The 14121-nt window shown below is 36.9% G+C and carries 29 protein-coding genes; 1 reads left to right on the top strand and 28 read right to left on the bottom strand.

The window, feature by feature from the left end:
• The 12 genes from HCB38_RS11050 to HCB38_RS10995 all read right to left on the bottom strand — a co-directional run bounded on the left by HCB38_RS11050 (nt 1) and on the right by HCB38_RS10995 (nt 8219).
• Complete coding sequence (locus HCB38_RS11050; protein ID WP_185638540.1) at nt 1–408, bottom strand: minor capsid protein; 408 nt, start codon at nt 406–408, stop codon at nt 1–3.
• Nucleotides 408–746 (bottom strand): minor capsid protein, encoded by a 339-nt coding sequence (locus HCB38_RS11045; RefSeq protein ID WP_185638538.1) that lies wholly within the window; start codon nt 744–746, stop codon nt 408–410. Before HCB38_RS11045 ends, HCB38_RS11050 begins: the two co-directional genes overlap by 1 nt.
• On the bottom strand, nt 746–1108 hold the full coding sequence (locus HCB38_RS11040; protein ID WP_185638537.1) for a VanZ family protein: 363 nt from the start codon (nt 1106–1108) through the stop codon (nt 746–748). The genes HCB38_RS11045 and HCB38_RS11040 overlap by 1 nt, the downstream gene beginning before the upstream one ends.
• Nucleotides 1108–1503 (bottom strand): head-tail connector protein, encoded by a 396-nt coding sequence (locus HCB38_RS11035; protein ID WP_061385646.1) that lies wholly within the window; start codon nt 1501–1503, stop codon nt 1108–1110. Before HCB38_RS11035 ends, HCB38_RS11040 begins: the two co-directional genes overlap by 1 nt.
• A 1-nt stretch (nt 1504) precedes the next feature.
• Complete coding sequence (locus tag HCB38_RS11030) at nt 1505–1663, bottom strand: HeH/LEM domain-containing protein (RefSeq protein ID WP_185638535.1); 159 nt, start codon at nt 1661–1663, stop codon at nt 1505–1507.
• Nucleotides 1663–2562, bottom strand: a complete 900-nt coding sequence (locus tag HCB38_RS11025) for a phage major capsid protein (protein WP_185638533.1) — start codon at nt 2560–2562, stop codon at nt 1663–1665. Before HCB38_RS11025 ends, HCB38_RS11030 begins: the two co-directional genes overlap by 1 nt.
• A gap of 23 nt (nt 2563–2585) precedes the next feature.
• Nucleotides 2586–3155, bottom strand: coding sequence for a phage scaffolding protein (locus HCB38_RS11020; protein WP_185638531.1), 570 nt, complete (start codon nt 3153–3155; stop codon nt 2586–2588).
• An 80-nt stretch (nt 3156–3235) separates the two neighbouring features.
• Nucleotides 3236–4375 (bottom strand): phage minor capsid protein, encoded by a 1140-nt coding sequence (locus tag HCB38_RS11015; protein WP_185638529.1) that lies wholly within the window; start codon nt 4373–4375, stop codon nt 3236–3238.
• Nucleotides 4376–6136: a phage portal protein gene (locus HCB38_RS11010; protein ID WP_185638527.1), complete on the bottom strand. Its 1761-nt coding sequence runs from the start codon at nt 6134–6136 to the stop codon at nt 4376–4378. It lies immediately after the preceding gene.
• A gap of 11 nt (nt 6137–6147) precedes the next feature.
• A complete protein-coding gene (locus tag HCB38_RS11005; protein ID WP_185638525.1) occupies nt 6148–7479 on the bottom strand; it encodes a PBSX family phage terminase large subunit in 1332 nt (443 codons plus the stop codon).
• On the bottom strand, nt 7448–7990 hold the full coding sequence (locus HCB38_RS11000) for a terminase small subunit (RefSeq protein ID WP_015987044.1): 543 nt from the start codon (nt 7988–7990) through the stop codon (nt 7448–7450). The genes HCB38_RS11005 and HCB38_RS11000 overlap by 32 nt, the downstream gene beginning before the upstream one ends.
• A gap of 46 nt (nt 7991–8036) precedes the next feature.
• Complete coding sequence (locus HCB38_RS10995; RefSeq protein WP_185638523.1) at nt 8037–8219, bottom strand: hypothetical protein; 183 nt, start codon at nt 8217–8219, stop codon at nt 8037–8039.
• Nucleotides 8220–8344: 125 nt separating this feature from the next.
• Here HCB38_RS10995 and HCB38_RS10990 point away from each other — a divergent pair, with 125 nt between their 5' ends.
• Nucleotides 8345–8662 (top strand): hypothetical protein, encoded by a 318-nt coding sequence (locus tag HCB38_RS10990; RefSeq protein WP_070776474.1) that lies wholly within the window; start codon nt 8345–8347, stop codon nt 8660–8662.
• A gap of 111 nt (nt 8663–8773) precedes the next feature.
• Here HCB38_RS10990 and HCB38_RS10985 read toward each other — a convergent pair whose 3' ends face one another.
• From HCB38_RS10985 to HCB38_RS10910, 16 genes are all read right to left on the bottom strand, one after another.
• Complete coding sequence (locus HCB38_RS10985; RefSeq protein WP_185638520.1) at nt 8774–9346, bottom strand: sigma-70 family RNA polymerase sigma factor; 573 nt, start codon at nt 9344–9346, stop codon at nt 8774–8776.
• 88 nt (nt 9347–9434) lie between these two features.
• Nucleotides 9435–9590 (bottom strand): DUF3954 domain-containing protein, encoded by a 156-nt coding sequence (locus HCB38_RS10980; protein WP_072219614.1) that lies wholly within the window; start codon nt 9588–9590, stop codon nt 9435–9437.
• A gap of 18 nt (nt 9591–9608) precedes the next feature.
• On the bottom strand, nt 9609–9773 hold the full coding sequence (locus HCB38_RS10975; RefSeq protein ID WP_185638518.1) for a hypothetical protein: 165 nt from the start codon (nt 9771–9773) through the stop codon (nt 9609–9611).
• A 16-nt stretch (nt 9774–9789) separates the two neighbouring features.
• Entirely contained in the window at nt 9790–10176 is a 387-nt protein-coding gene (locus tag HCB38_RS10970; protein ID WP_185638516.1) for a DUF2481 family protein, read from the bottom strand.
• Between the two features lie 3 nt (nt 10177–10179).
• A complete protein-coding gene (locus HCB38_RS10965; RefSeq protein WP_185638514.1) occupies nt 10180–10584 on the bottom strand; it encodes a DUF1064 domain-containing protein in 405 nt (134 codons plus the stop codon).
• On the bottom strand, nt 10529–10711 hold the full coding sequence (locus HCB38_RS10960) for a hypothetical protein (RefSeq protein WP_185638512.1): 183 nt from the start codon (nt 10709–10711) through the stop codon (nt 10529–10531). The genes HCB38_RS10965 and HCB38_RS10960 overlap by 56 nt, the downstream gene beginning before the upstream one ends.
• An 18-nt stretch (nt 10712–10729) precedes the next feature.
• Nucleotides 10730–11212 carry a single-stranded DNA-binding protein gene (gene ssb, locus HCB38_RS10955; RefSeq protein ID WP_185638510.1) on the bottom strand — a complete coding sequence of 161 codons (483 nt, stop codon included), beginning with the start codon at nt 11210–11212 and terminating at the stop codon, nt 10730–10732.
• Nucleotides 11209–11709, bottom strand: a complete 501-nt coding sequence (locus HCB38_RS10950) for a hypothetical protein (RefSeq protein ID WP_185638508.1) — start codon at nt 11707–11709, stop codon at nt 11209–11211. The genes ssb and HCB38_RS10950 overlap by 4 nt, the downstream gene beginning before the upstream one ends.
• Nucleotides 11706–11936, bottom strand: a complete 231-nt coding sequence (locus HCB38_RS10945) for a hypothetical protein (protein WP_185638506.1) — start codon at nt 11934–11936, stop codon at nt 11706–11708. Before HCB38_RS10945 ends, HCB38_RS10950 begins: the two co-directional genes overlap by 4 nt.
• Complete coding sequence (locus HCB38_RS10940) at nt 11933–12334, bottom strand: hypothetical protein (RefSeq protein WP_185638504.1); 402 nt, start codon at nt 12332–12334, stop codon at nt 11933–11935. Before HCB38_RS10940 ends, HCB38_RS10945 begins: the two co-directional genes overlap by 4 nt.
• Nucleotides 12331–12531, bottom strand: coding sequence for a hypothetical protein (locus HCB38_RS10935; protein WP_185638502.1), 201 nt, complete (start codon nt 12529–12531; stop codon nt 12331–12333). Before HCB38_RS10935 ends, HCB38_RS10940 begins: the two co-directional genes overlap by 4 nt.
• Nucleotides 12524–12859, bottom strand: coding sequence for a hypothetical protein (locus HCB38_RS10930; RefSeq protein ID WP_185638500.1), 336 nt, complete (start codon nt 12857–12859; stop codon nt 12524–12526). The genes HCB38_RS10935 and HCB38_RS10930 overlap by 8 nt, the downstream gene beginning before the upstream one ends.
• Nucleotides 12859–13050: a hypothetical protein gene (locus HCB38_RS10925; protein ID WP_185638498.1), complete on the bottom strand. Its 192-nt coding sequence runs from the start codon at nt 13048–13050 to the stop codon at nt 12859–12861. Before HCB38_RS10925 ends, HCB38_RS10930 begins: the two co-directional genes overlap by 1 nt.
• Nucleotides 13047–13448, bottom strand: a complete 402-nt coding sequence (locus HCB38_RS10920) for a hypothetical protein (protein ID WP_185638496.1) — start codon at nt 13446–13448, stop codon at nt 13047–13049. The genes HCB38_RS10925 and HCB38_RS10920 overlap by 4 nt, the downstream gene beginning before the upstream one ends.
• A complete protein-coding gene (locus tag HCB38_RS10915) occupies nt 13448–13618 on the bottom strand; it encodes a hypothetical protein (protein WP_185638494.1) in 171 nt (56 codons plus the stop codon). Before HCB38_RS10915 ends, HCB38_RS10920 begins: the two co-directional genes overlap by 1 nt.
• Entirely contained in the window at nt 13619–14017 is a 399-nt protein-coding gene (locus HCB38_RS10910; protein WP_185638492.1) for a YopX family phage-derived protein, read from the bottom strand.
• Nucleotides 14018–14121 lie beyond the last annotated feature (104 nt).

The raw sequence follows: 14121 nt of genomic DNA, 5'->3' as shown, positions 1-14121 counted from the left end.
TTATTTTTCCTCACTTTCAATATATAATTTGATTTTGAAACTAGCGCTATAAATAAACGTCCCATCATCACTGGCGGAAACAATATTAGGAACACTAGTTGTTTCTTTGTCTTCTAGCACAAAGCTGTTATTTAAACTCTGAATACTCTCTATTTCTGTGTTATCAAAATAAACAGTAATTGCATTCAAAACACCTAAAACTTTCATTTCTTGCTTGCTAGAGCCGTTTAGATTAAAAGAAAAAGACCGCTCATAAGAGCCGTCTTGATAACCTATCTTTTCACCATTTGGAGTCAGTAGCAAAGTGATTGACTCGGGTTTTAATATCGCTGTTCTTAATTTCATATCTTTTAAATCTACGTTGTTTTCGATAGCATCCATGACGCTGTCTAAAAAATCTAATGACATTATAGTCCCTCCTCGACCGCTTTTTGCGCTACTTTTTCCCAGACGTCCATTTTATCTATTTTTGCCCGTTGGTCCCATTTAGGACCAGCCAACGGATGATGTGTTAGTGTGAAATTGAAGTTTATACCTTTATACAACCGTCGCGCATAAATAGATATCCAAATTATTTCTTTGTCGTTCATAATAACGTATTGATTCGACAAGTCGCCGCTTAAAAACGGCACATAAAGCGCAATATCAGCAGCCGCTTGGTTAATTAAAGCAAACTGACCTCTTTCTTTCGCCTTTTTTACGCTCCCTTTTGCTTTTGAGAGGTCCACACGTACTTTAACCGGCATCAAATCACCTCTATTTCCCAATGATGCACGCTATTAGAAGTCGCATAGCAAGGTATAACTTTAACAATCTTATAAGCTTTTCCAGAGAAATATATTTTAGATCTACTTATAAAATCGTTTGGCACGTTCATGCTGTTCACCGCATCAATAAAAATAACCGCGTCGTATCTATCGGTATCAGATAACCCCGCGATTTGATTTGATTTTGAGAAATCGACACGAACATGTTCAATTTCTATACCTTTTTCATAGACGACTTGATTGTGTCTATCTTCTTCTTTATACGCTTCGTAGCTAATGTTATGAATTAGCCAGTCAAGAGGCAACGGAGGGGCGTTTGTTATCGGTTTTACTACTTTCATTAACGAACACCTACCCCATTGTAAAGAAGACCTGTATGCGCTAGATAAGACCTTACATCGCTACCAATCAATCCGCTATTAAGTGATGTAGCAGTTGATGCAAAATTACTATCACTAATAGACGTTCTTCCGATGCTCACATTATCCGGCTTGGAAACAGCTAGCTCACTTGTTCCGCCTGCCTCTTTAAAATACTCAATTTGATTACAAGTAGCTAACTGTATTTGATGCTGAATAAATTCGCTAAACGATTCAATTCCACTTTTGCGTATTCGGTAAAATGTCACTGAATCGATTTTTCTTTCAGCATGCTTTAAAAGTTTGGCAAATTCTTCCTGTTCCAAATGCTCCCCAGCGTATTCATTGGTGTAAAATTCTAGTGTTGTGTAAGGCATATCAATCACTACCTTCCAACAGAGCTACCAACTCCGCTTTTTTCGCATTACTTGCAAATTCGATATTTCTATTCGCAAGCTCTTCTTTCAATTCTGCTACTGTCATAGCTGAAAAGTCTTTAATCGGCGCGCTATCAGTTTCACCCGACCGCGCCGCCATTAGTTTCCCGCTTTTGGTTGAACAACAGAGAATGCTTCATCTTTGACAACCATGAATCCAACTTCAAAAGTTGCTTTGATTGCTGCCATGTCCCGTTCAGCTAAGTTTAGCGGTTTCCCAGTTTCATCTGCCACTGTTGTAAGTGTTGCCTCGGTCAAGATTTCGTATTCAACGCCTCTGAGTATTCCGTAATACGCTTGGTTCCAATCCCCAACCAACTCCGAGATATCTTTGTCACCAAAAGTATATTTAGGCGTGTATGCGATTGGCAAACCAAGGACATCATCAACACCATTTGAAGTAGCAGTATTGAAAATTGGCATACCATTACCATCTTTAGTGCTGCGATATTTAACGCGTTGCTTACGAATCGTTGCAATCCCATTCGGTTCTAGGTCCTCAGCTTCAATCAAGCCAATTGCCTCGTTTAAATCATCATACTTATTAACAGTTTCTTCTACCAAATTACTTGCATCAGTAGCTGATTTTAGAATGTTCCAATTGTATGGGCTTTCTACACCTGTAAAGACCGCTTGGTCAAATTTCTTGTAAAAAGCTTCAACAATTTCAGCTTGCATAAGGCTAAAGAAGTTAGTTACACTATAGTTTAAATTTTCTTTAGTCGTTGGGATAATAACACCCATTTTTTTAGATCTCATTTTCGCTTTTGTGAATGTTGGTTTGCTTGTTTGAATGCGTTCCGCTTCATCTACCCAAAAAGCACCAACACCCGACATAAATGTAAATTCTTCTTCTGGTTTTGTCATTGGTACTGCTTTAGCTAATTTCATAGCCGCTGAACCATTTTTCACGCCTGTAATGATTTGTTCCGAAATGTTAATCGGAATAGAACCTGTTTTTGCACTTTGCATTGTCGTTGTATCTGGATTAAAACCCATAATTTATTACCTCCGTTTAATAATTATTTTGTGATTCTGTGCTCATTTAATACCTGGTTAGGCAGCTTTAATGCGCCTTGTTCCCCTGTTCCACCTGTTTGGTTTCCGCTTACGCCCCATTTGAGTGCTACATTTTCGCTTTCTTGAGCAAACAAATAAGCATCGCTTTCTTGCAATGCTCCTAGCTGTTCGTCAAGGCCTTTCAAACCTTCATCTGTTAGTTCTAGTTTGTCGTTATCTAAAAGCGCTCTTACCGCCTTTGGATTTTTCGCTTTTGCACTAGCAAGAGCCAGTTCAATAGCTGAGTTTTTCTTGGTTTCGGCAATCTCAGATTGGTAATTGGACTCTAAATCTGTATTTTTTTGCTGCAAGTCCTCGATTTGTTTTTTCAATTCTTCACTAGTACCAGAATCTTTTTTCAAATCGTCAATATCTTTGTCCCGTTGTGTTAGCTGGCTTTTTAAGCCTTCTCTCTCTGCTTCCACCTCAGATAATTGCTGTTTGACAACTGTAATGTCCTTACCGTTTTCAGCCATCACTTTATTAATGACTTCATCCTCCAAGCCTAAACCTTTTAAATATTCTCTTTGCATCTTTTTTCCTCCTCCGATATTTTTACGCGGCAACGACCGCGAGAGCCGTCTTTTTACGACTTCCGAACAGGTCGAATGTATTAGGCATATACTTGTTCTCTGTTGTATTGCCTTGTTAAATTGTGTGTTTTTACAAATGCTCTTAGCTTGCTTTGCTTCGTTCTTACAGCTTGTTTAGCTTTTTTAACTGCTAATTCATCGCCTAACTCTTCTGATGCTGACAACTTGCGTTTAGTCCCTCTTATATCACGTTCCATTAAGCGTTGTTGCTGACTCAACATATAAACGCGTTTGTTCTCTTCTTCGTCTACAAATTCACTTTCATCTGGCGCAATGTTAATGCCTTCGATAAACGCAAAACGATGATGACGGCAATTACAACCGAAAATTCCATCGCCATGGCCATATCGCAATTCTGGTGAGTAAATAGAAATGTATTTATTGCCGTATTTTGAGCGAGTTTCTTCAACAGATAACAAACAGATAACTTTGCCTTGAACAAGTGAACACGTTGGTCGTGCTCCTATGTGCTGTGAAATACGTACTAAATCCACGCCATATTCATTCATTCGCTCGTCTTCAACGCTGTTATAAACACTGTTAACTGTTGTTCTTGTAACAGTCCGGACGTAAGCCTCGGGGGTCCACCGCTTATTAGCTTTATCTACAAGTGCAGGAACGCCATTTTCAGCGAATTTAGTTACCGTTTCAGCTAATGCTTGTCTATGTGTTTTTAAACCAGCTAATACGCTCTGTGTCGTTTCGTGTATGATGTCTGAATAGATTTGTCTTGCTTGCGATAACATCGTTTGATTGACGCGATTATAGTTGCTTTGTGCTAACTTAAAATAACTTCTCATTACTTTATCGACTATCGTTTGTCCATCGCTCACTAGTGGCAACACAGCACCCGCTTCGGCTAGTTTACTGAAATAGTTATCTACTTGTTTTAAATCGCTATATCCCGCATCTTTGACAATAGAAAAAAGCTTCTTAGCTGATACGCCGGAAGCTTTGGAAATTCGTTCAATCATTTGCTGATCTAATGCGTGAACTTGATTAAGTTTTTCTATCTGCCAAGTAAGTACGTTGTCAGCGCTGATATTTTTCTTAGTTTTCAATCGTCGCACAATAAGAGTGAACAATTCATTTTCTATCGTTGTGTATACATCAACAACTGGTTGCACAAATAAGTCGAGTTGTCGTGGAGTTAGTGTCATCTAATCCACTTCCTTTTTAGAGGTCTTTTCCTTCTCTTTGATAGTAAAGCCGTTGCCAGCATCCGCTAAAATCTTTTTCGCTTTTTCTTCGTCAAATGGAAATGCAGCAACAATCATTTCAAGGGCTGAATTATAAGGAAGCTCTCCTTTAGCAACTGATTGAACTATATTGACTAATGAAGTTATTTGAGCGCCGTTTAGTGACACCTCTTGAATAGTTTCGCCTGCAACAGCACTAGCTTCTAATGTCCCGTTCGCGTTTTCCTCTGGTAGCTCAATATCTCCTAACAGTCCAGATAAATCATTCCCCGGAATTTCTGCTCGTGCATCTTTTTCTATCTCTTCTTTCCACTCTTCAGCTTCTGCATCGGTAATATTCCAAGCGCGCTGTAAAGCAATTTTAAGCGGTATCATACCTTGATTTTTTGCAGTAGTATAACGATTGATAGTTGTATCTTCGTCTTGTGCTATAGAGTCGTCAAAATCGACTGTAATCGTGTCTAACTCAACTATATCGCCAGAATATGCCTCAATAAATTTCCCGACCTCGAGAATGCTCACAATCATTTCTTTTATGCCTTGCTCGATTAGTTGCGAATGACTGTTTTTAGTTTGATAAGTTTCTGACTTCTCGCTTACAACTTCTGTAGCTGTTTTTAAGCCGTTTTCATCGAAAGTGAATGTGCCAGCGCTTAATCCAACCTGCATCGCATAAATGCGTAGCATTGCGTTTATAGACTCGATGAACTCCGTTGAACGAATCTCTACAGATATATCTTTTACTGATTTACCATCTGCATCTTGGTCGCCTTGATATAAAAAGAATGCTTCATCAGTTGAATCGAAATACTGCGTGGTTGAGCCGTCTAGGTTAACAGCCGTTTTAACGAAGCTCGAAGGCACCAACACTTTCTTTTTGCCTAGTTTGAATTCTTGATAGTATGAATCGAACATCAAATCGAGCGTTTTTAATGTGTCTAATGCGTTAGCATAAACAGAAATGCCTAACGGTGAAGTTAAGTTCTTGTTATTAGCTATATTAGGTTTGATATAAATGAACGATGGGCGGGTAAATTTTGGTAGTGGTACAACTGGCTCAATATCGTCAAACAACAGTTTTAAACTTACTTTTGTCCCAAGCTCGTTCGGCGTGTCTGACTGATATAGTTCTGTCGTGACTGTATACACATCGTCTTGCCATTCATTCCATTCGAGCAACGTATAATATTTATCGTTTTTATGAAAACTATTAGCAATAACACATTCGTCTACATTCTCGCTGTCATTTGACAAAGGATACATGCAATCAGCTGTCGCGAATGAAACTTTGACGTTTTTATTGCCATCATGATAAACCTTTATCACGAAGCCACCCAGTGCTTCTCCGTATTCGATGTAACGCTCCATGTTCTTCGTAAAACCGTTTGTTTTGAGTACATTAAGCACGAATTCCTCAGCGGCTTCATCATCAATATTGATTTTCACTTTCTCGTTAAAAAGAAGCTTAGACATGTATTTAGCTGTAATCTTCGGCAAATTCATAGATAATTGGCGTCTGTTGACTGGATTGCCATTGTGTTCGTAACTGAGATTATGCCATTCAGCATAATGGCCTTGATATAGCCGTTTCCACATGTCAATATACTTATAATCTTCATCATTAGCATTTACTTTTTTATGGTCTTTTACATCTTTCAGTGCTTTCAATAGTCCCATTCTCCGCATCGCTCCTTTCACGCTTGCGATTATTTGGTTTATCAATGTTTCACCCCCTAGTATTTGAGCCCTAATTTGCGTAAATTATCTTTTACATAATATTGAAAAGCGTCACACGTATGATCGTCTTCTTTGATGACTTCGGGTTTATCTGTGTTAACTGTTTTAACATCCCATTGATATTTACGATGTTCTTCGATGAATATTTGATTTTCTGGAATATCGAGATAATAAAAACGACCTTGTGCCAACAAATCACACACAAAGTCAATCATATCCACTTTTTTGCCTTTAGCCACGGGATGCAAGCTGACGCCGTAGTCTTTGTAATACTGATTTCTAAGTCCGCCCTCTGCGCTATCTACTGTTTGCATATCAACATTTGTATTGTAGTTTCCAACTACTTTAGTCATAAAATCTCGCAACTCCTTTGAATATTCGCTAGGTGCTTTTTTAACAACTTGATTAGCAGGGCTATAATAGTATGTGTTTAGCAAAATAACATTTCTTTTTGCAGTGAGACCGAAACTTAGATATGTTGTAGCTGATACTTGATGTCCGGTATCGATAGCGAAGTCAATTAAAATAAGCCTGTCATCCGCAGGAATAGCTTTAAGCGGCTGAAACAGGTTCATGTTATAAACATTATCACCAAGGCCTATTACCTCGCCTAGATACATCCAGCGGTAGTAGTCAAGGTCATTCTTTTTGTATTTCTCAATCTTCTTAATGATTTGCTTAGATAAAAAGCCTTTTTCATCATTCAAGTAAGTAGTGTGATGAATTAAATAATCATCGTCACTACGTTTACTATCTACATATTCATTCACCCATTCGTAAGGATTGCGAGGCGGGTTAAATGACATGTATGTTGTAACTTCTTGACCATCCGGCAAATCTTCACGAATGAATGTGTCTTCTACAACATCAATATCAGTCACGCCAGAGAACTCCGCTAATTCCTCAAACCACAAATCGCTAACATAACCGACTGGGATTTTCATTGATTTTAGTTTCGCGGGATCATCACAACCAGAAAAGTAGAAGCCTGTCCCCCAAGTTTTATGAACGATTTCCATTGGAGATTTACCAAAATTGAATTGGTCAGCAACACCCATTTCATAAAGCGCCCACTTAATCTGCTGATAGACTGATTTATAAAGTGTATTTGCTACTTTGCGCAGGCAAACCATGTTAGACATTGGATTAGCCATTTTCTTCTCCACGAGCTTTAAACTGATAACAGACGACTTCATAGAAGAACGTCCGCCTTTAGCTATGATGTGATTATGTTTAGATAGCCATAAATCGTAAAAAGCGGGATTAATCATATCGGTTACATTGATAACCTGGTAATCAACTAGTTGTTTGTGTATCGTCGCGTTCATCGGTGCCACCTGCCTTTTTATCAAGGTAGGCTTGCATTTCGTCAACGTTCGACATGATAATTGTTGTTGTTCCTTGATTGCTTTCTTGCTTCGTATCTGCTCTTAACTTATCGATTTGCGCTTGAATAAGCTCTTCTTGTAATTTGTCTCTGCCACCTGCTACATGACGCTTAACAATCTCTTTTAACGCCGATACTCGTTGATTGATGTCAGCACTCTTTGTAACGACGGAAAAGCCATCTCCATTCGAAACAATTACTTCTTCTTCCATTTCTCCGCGTGCTATTTCGGTGAATAATTGCATAGCTTCTGTATAGCCCATAACTCGCTTTTCTTCGAGTTCACTTAAAACCTTGTCTATATAGCCTTTAATAACTGGTTTTGACAAGTTTTCTGTCGCTATACGATTAGCAGTTTTCGAGCTATAACCAGCCAAGCGAGCGGCTTCTGTAGCATTACCGCATTTTATATATTCGTCTGCAAATCTTTTTTGTTTTTCGGTTAGTTTCACTACATATCACCACACTCCCTTATTTTATGTAAATAAAAAAAGACCGTTATTGGTCTTTTAATAAATTATTCAGCTTTTTTCTTAATTCGTCCAACTCTTTATAATAGCTATAGAGCAACTCTTTTGATCCATAACTGTTTTTTGAATATTTGTCTCTCTCTATTCTGTTCTCTTCATACCTAATCAATCTAACAACATCATTTATTTTATTTTCAAGTTCTTGCAACATCATAATCCACCCTTTTATTTTTCACTATACCAAATAAAAAAACACTGTCAACATATTGTGTTTTGATGCACAAAGTTTAATTAAATGTTAAAATTCTTATACATTTATCAAAAGGAGGTGAAAATATGAAAACATCTGGGTTTGATGAACTAAGCAAGCAATTAAATCAAATGCAAAAAAAGGCTGAAGAGTTACACGGTGAAAATTCAATTGCGTTTGAAGACATGTTTTCAAAAGAATTTATGACAACGCATACTAAAACAGACGACATCTACAAATTCTTAGAAGATGGCGGATTTGATGCCTCGTCTCAAGAAACTTTCGAACTGATTGATGAGAGTAAACTTGATATTTATGTTGATAAATCAACAAATTTTTCAACTTGGCAAGAGATGTTAAACATAGCAGGAAATGAATATGTTGCCAAAGAGCTCGGATTTTAAACTTAATAAATAAAAAATGAGAAGTGGAGCGCAGACTCAATATATGATTTATTTTTGTAATCATCTTCACTTCTCATTCATATATAGGTGGCAGGTGTGCGGCAAAAATTACTAAATTGCCATGCAGAACAAACTCCCGTCGATTTGTTGTTGTATTTTTTCTTCTCCTCGGGATAGGTATGAACGCACAGAACGAATACTTATCTCTAGTTCATCGCTAATTTGAGATAAAGATAAATTTTTTTCGTGTTTTAATAAAAATACTTTTTTCTCTTGTGCTGACATTGTAGACATAGCATCTTCCATCCGGATTTTATCCCATTCTGAAATCTTCGGCTCATTATCTTCAAACTCATACGCGTTTCCATGCTCATATACGAACCACTGACGCATTTTTTCAATATCTGTAACACATATCTCTCTTTGCAAACCGGAGCGTCTGTGAATAGCTCTGCGTGGCGCTGGTTCATGACCTAATTCCATCCACTCGATTGAATACTCTAAACTGTCAATAATACTCTTTAATTTTGACATTGTAGTTTTTTCTGATACTTCTTGAAAAGTTCTTTTTTGTCCCGCTTGTAATGGAGGGCGTTTTTCAGCATCAATTTTTTTTTGCAGATTAGCTTTTACTTTTTGCACATCCTGTAAAGCTCCTCTGTACTCATTAATTAATTCTTGCATTCTCGTCACTCTCCCCAATGATTAATAAAAAAAAGGACGCCATAACAGATTTAACTGTTCATGACATCCTTCGATTTTTTCGACCAGACTATTTGTTATTTAGTTTAATTGTTTCCTTGTTCTCGGCAGTGGTAGGTTTGCCGTGGCTCCATCCAATGGTAGTTTGTCCGAAGCCGTTTTTTGGTGGTTTGATATACGTTTCTTCTCCTTTTGAAATTATATAAACACCGTCTTCTTTTTCCATAAAGTCGCCCCCATCACTTTATAAATTTTCGATAAATTCCCTTATTTTTTCAACATTTTCAGCTGTATCAATAAAAGATTCTTCACTTATTGCTTCTAATTCAATATTATATTTAGAAATTTCTATGTCCTCTCCGTTGCAAACCGCTTCTCTTGTAAATACATTTAACTTTTCAATTTGCATTTAACCACTCCTTTTTTTACTTGTCACTCCACATCTCTTTATTTTTCTGATACTCTCTCATGTCGAAAAGCTGATAGTATTCTGTTCTGTTATTTCGTGTGTAATTAAAGACTACTGCCCTCGAAATCCCAAAGTGTCCCGCAATTGCATAACCGCTAAGCCCCGCATGCCTTAACTCGATAAATTCATTTAGTGTAATCTCTTCCCATTTTTTATTTCCGGCAACTCTATCAAACGTTTTAGACCAATAAGTTTTTTGCTTTTCTTCTGTGTTTTCTTTCATTAGCCTATTTAGCTCTTTTTGTAATTCCTTTCTTTTACTCAACGATAAATTTTCACTTACTAAGTGACTAATTATCTCTCGCTGTCTTGCTTTATTCTCCGTCATCCCCATTACTGCCATTTATCACACCTCCACAAATTGTCTGCCTTTTAATTTCAAACACTTAATTGATTGCATATAACGCATTTCAAATAGTTTTTGCTTGATTCGAAACTCTTTTGTTAACATGCCTTTGATGTCGATTAACTCCTCATGTCCATCGCTATATCGAACGAGAAAATCAGCTTTATATTTAATCGCTCGATACAGTTTTCCGTTTTTCCGAAAGCTTTCTTGTAGCACAAACTCTGGCTGTAAATCGAAGCTCACTACTTCCCCAGTCATTTTTAATAGTTTCAATTGCTGATAATAAGATGCTTCTGCTTTGCTATCGAACTTTATATTGTCAATAACTACTTTCTTAGCATTATATTTACTTCGTGTATTCGTTCGCCTCGTTAATGACGTACGCGGTATACTTCGCTTCAATCTCTTCGTCCCCCATTTTTTCAATTTCGCTAATTTGGTAGTTTGTAACTTCTGCAATCGCATTAGCCATTTGTCTGATGCTCATTGATCTATTTCTCAACTTTTTTATTGCTGTTTCTGCTGTCATTTTTATTCACCCTCTCGCTCAAAATGGCAAATCGTCTTCGTTAATATCGATTGGCTTACCTTCATTTGCAAATGAATCGCCTTTCTGGCTCGTATCCGCTCGATATGAGCTTGTTTTATTGTTATTTGAATAATTAGCTTGGTTTTGATAATTATTCGATGTAGCGCCTTCTGCGTTGTTATTTTTAGGCTCTAAGAATTGAACGGTTTCAGCAACTACTTCAGTAACAAAAACGCGTTTACCGTCGTTATCCTCATAATTTCGAGTCTGTATGCGACCATCAACGCCCGCCATGCTTCCTTTCTTCAAGAAATTAGCTGCGTTTTCCGCTGGTTTACGCCAAACAACACATTGAATAAAGTCGGCTTCTCGTTCTCCATTCTGATTAGTGAATGTTCTATTTACAGCTAATGTAAAAGTCGCAACGGCCACACCAGCTGGTGTGTATCTTAAATCTGGGTCTTTCGTTAATCGCCCTACAAGTACTACACGGTTCATCATTCGTTTTCCCTCTCTTTCTTCCAAATTGCGCATTCTAAATTTCTTTTAATATAATCAATATCCGTTATTTCTTTAAAATCCTCTTTTAATATTTTTCGATCAGATTCAAAATAAACGAACCCTGTGTTATCAAAGTCATAAATAACTTCTGTTTTACCTGCTAAAGCGTTATTCATACAAAAATTTATATATGTCATATCCATGTTGTATTTTCTTCGAAGTTCTTCATACGCGCTGATTAGCTCTTTGAATGACGTTTTTGGAGTCATCAACTCACCTTTATATTTTTTGAACTTCGGCACCCACTCTGGCTTAAACTTTTTAAGTGATTTTTTAGCAATAATTAAAGACGTTCTGTTAATAGCTATATGTCCTCTTGCTTCAAATCCTAGCAATTCAGTAACTTCATTCAAAAAAGCGTCTGTATCTCGATTGTATGTCTTGTCTAAATACTCATATGCTTTTGTACCTTTTTCGATGCTGTAATAGTACATCATTCGCTTACCTCTTCGAAATCTTCAATAATATTTTTCAGTGTGATTAACCCGTCAACTATTCTTTGATTGTGTTCTGCAATATCATGCGTTTTTTTCATTTCTTTTTGTTTGAATGGGTGTATATAAGCTTTCTGATTGTTAATCATCTGTTGTATTTCATCAATTTCAACCTGTTTCAGAAACCTAATGTCTGTAATAATTCTGTTCATTTTATTAATTCCGTTCATTTGCTTTCCCCCTCAAAATCTTTAATTTCTGGTCGCTCTCCGTATTTTTCAAGCATGTAACTTTTCGTTTTTTTAACTTCTTTTCTAAATTTGTCTAATCCATTTGCTTCGATTTTTTTCTGGATCAAAGGAATCACATTATCTTTATAATATTCGATTGCTTTATCTCGAGTGTCTAAAACAAAAACGTCTATAAAATCGGCTGGGAAATTTATTAATACTCCACCACTATCTACTTCACTAACTTGTATAAAAATATTGTTTTCTGCATGGAACGGATAAATTGCAAAGTCTATTCCGTCAATCGTCACTTGCATTCCAGTCTGTTCAACCCACCCAGCTTCCGTCGCAATTTGGAACACTTTATCTTTTTCAGATATTTTTATTGTGCTAGTCATTCGTTTTCCTCCTTCTTCAACGCATTCACCATTTGATCGATTGACTTTTGCGTGTTACCTATAACTATATTTCCAAAACCAACTTTGAACCCTTTTGCAAAATGTTTTCCTAACTCCTCTATTGCTGTTCTATCAAGGTTCATTTCCGTATAACATTCCTCTTCTGGTGTTATTTTTAATTCGTGTGTTTTAGTCATCTTCTTCCTCCCACTCTTCCCAGCTATATGCAATTTTTTTCATAAATTCGTCTGCATGTTGATAACCAACCTCTTTCAGCCATTCTGTAGCTTCTTCAAAAGTTAAATTCCCTGAACCTGAACCGAGTTGTTTAATAGCTACATTGAAATCGACTTCATAGAATGCTAACCAATCATCTAACATTACAAGATTTATATCTAATGATCTTTGAGTGATTAATAAATCTTCTAATTCTTCTTTCGTCATATTGTCATGCGTTGGAGCTTCTACTACAGTTGATATTCGACAATATAAGCCATTTGGTTGTTTAGCGATTAACCCTGGCATTATTTAACTGCCTCCAATCGGCCAATTCTTCTGGCTATATCCTTGCTTAACTCTATTTGAGCTAAAAAATCTTCTTCATCTTCCGGGTCCTTAGTGCTTACTCCTAATGCGCTAAGCAGTATATCTTGCATTAAGACATCGTGAAGATGATAAACTTCTTTTTGAGTGAGAGCTAATTCGTATTTTTTCATTCCACCACCCAACGTTCTTTATAGACATCGTCTGCTTTTTCTAATTGACCCGAATACACTAAAATGACTTTTATCCAATCAAGACTATTCCAAATTTCCTCTGGATTAGTCGTGTTGTCATGAGGGTGGATTCTCTCCCTCATTTCTTCTATTGCTTCATAATAATCAAAACCTTTAAAATATGGTCTGCCATCTTTAGGACTTGATAATAAATCACCATATTTAGGGCTATAAATGTAATCAATACTTACTTCGCAGCAACACCCTGCTGTAAAAACGCTATCTCCAATATCGTCAAAGTTATCTGTCATCGTAACGACTGGTAAATCAGGGTTTTCGATAATTAAATTTGCTAATTCTTTCATTTCTTCTTTTTGTCGTTCGTTTACTTGATTCATTATTTCCCCTCCAATAATTCCGGATTTACTTCCAAAATAGTTGATTCGTGTACAGGCGGATACATCAAGTCGCCGTCCACAATCAAATCATATTTAGCTTCTCCACACTCGCACGTACCGCAAAAAATGATATGTCTTGTGTGCTTCTCTAATGCTTCTCTTAACGTCATTTACTGTTCCTCCAACAAATCCAAATTTTCATGTATGTTGCCACAAATCTCAATATAATCAGCAACTTCCCACAAGTCCTCTGCGATGTTTTTCCATACATATAGGAAATTACCTTCTTCAAATTCAACAACGCCGTAGCACTCATTGTGTTCGTTCCAGCCTATATCCCCTTCAAAAATCTTCTTGCCGATTTTGTCTTTTAAGCCTGTGTATTGACCGCCTGTTTTTTCGTCTATTGCGTGCATGTTATTAATAATAAAATGTGCATAAGTTAATGTACTAGCACCTTTTCGTTCATCTGCAAAAATGAAAGTGGCGCTATCTTCAAACTGCATTAAATTACCGTAAATCCATTCGTTGTTGTATATACACTTACCTCTAAACTCAATCTCTCTCATATTTTAGTCCCTCCTATCTCAAATTAACTTGACCACATGAATCGCAAATATATAACTTCTTAATACCTGCTTCTCCTAAACCTCTATATTTGAAATCATGTTTA

This window comes from Listeria farberi, from assembly GCF_014229295.1.
Taxonomy (GTDB): domain Bacteria; phylum Bacillota; class Bacilli; order Lactobacillales; family Listeriaceae; genus Listeria; species Listeria farberi.
Note: the sequence above shows the minus strand (reverse complement) of the source record. Positions and strands in the feature narration are given on the sequence as shown.